At 45.6% G+C, this 848-nt stretch carries 1 protein-coding gene; it reads right to left on the reverse strand.

Annotated features, from left to right (window positions below; all coding sequences use genetic code 11):
* Positions 1 to 85: 85 nt before the first annotated feature.
* Positions 86 to 848: DUF2066 domain-containing protein (locus tag A3763_RS13680; RefSeq protein WP_156495092.1), on the reverse strand; the 763-nt coding region annotated here is incomplete at its 5' end.

Genomic DNA, 848 nt, shown 5'->3' on the forward strand with positions numbered 1-848 from the left:
CACCAGCAGGATTCGAATAACAGTTAGAATATTAGGAATCTGATTAGCTGCGATCATTCTATCTCCAAAATAACCATAGCAATGACTAAGACCCGGAGCGCCAAACAAATTTATCGAGCGCATCGACAAGCATACCCTTATTTAACTCCAATATACCGTCTAGCTCCGCTTCCCGTTTTATTAGCTTTCGCCCAAGAGATAGGTGCTGAGAAAGCATTTCTCTTGTATCACGCAAGCGCAACTCAAAGGTAAGCTGATCTTCCTCGGCTAGCAACATATTTACGGATGCAACAGGCGCAAGATCTTGCAGGTAACGCTGTACATCCACATAATCTTCGAAAGAATCGATACCAAGCACTGAAATGGTATAGATTTCTGAACTTGCTACGCCAGATATAGCATACTGAGTAGATATAACGCTTGCCAAGCGAGCAACAAACTCTTTTGAAACCGATTCACTGCTTGCCTGAGCGCTTTCACCAAAGAAAGTTTGCTCACCTAGGAATAGCTGCCAGTCTGCACGCCATTGACGCTGAGAAACAGGCTCTTTTGCTTCATCAAGTTCTTGAGCCTCAGGAGTAATGGAACTTTGCAAGCGTACAATTGCAACAGCGTCGGTGCCATAGCGCTTACTAGCATCAATATGGGAGTCAGAAAACAGGCCCCATAATCCGTCAACATCTAAAAGCGAAAGGTCTGTCAGATCGGCCACAGGAATAAAAAGCGGCAAACCTCGAGTCTCAGCAATGCCAGTCAATTCAGGTAGCACCTCATCCAGTTCGGAAGCGCCGATAACGCTTCGCTGCCCTTGTTCATCAGACATCACCACCCAAACCAGAATTGAAGGA

This window comes from Oleiphilus sp. HI0128 (genome assembly GCF_001635365.1).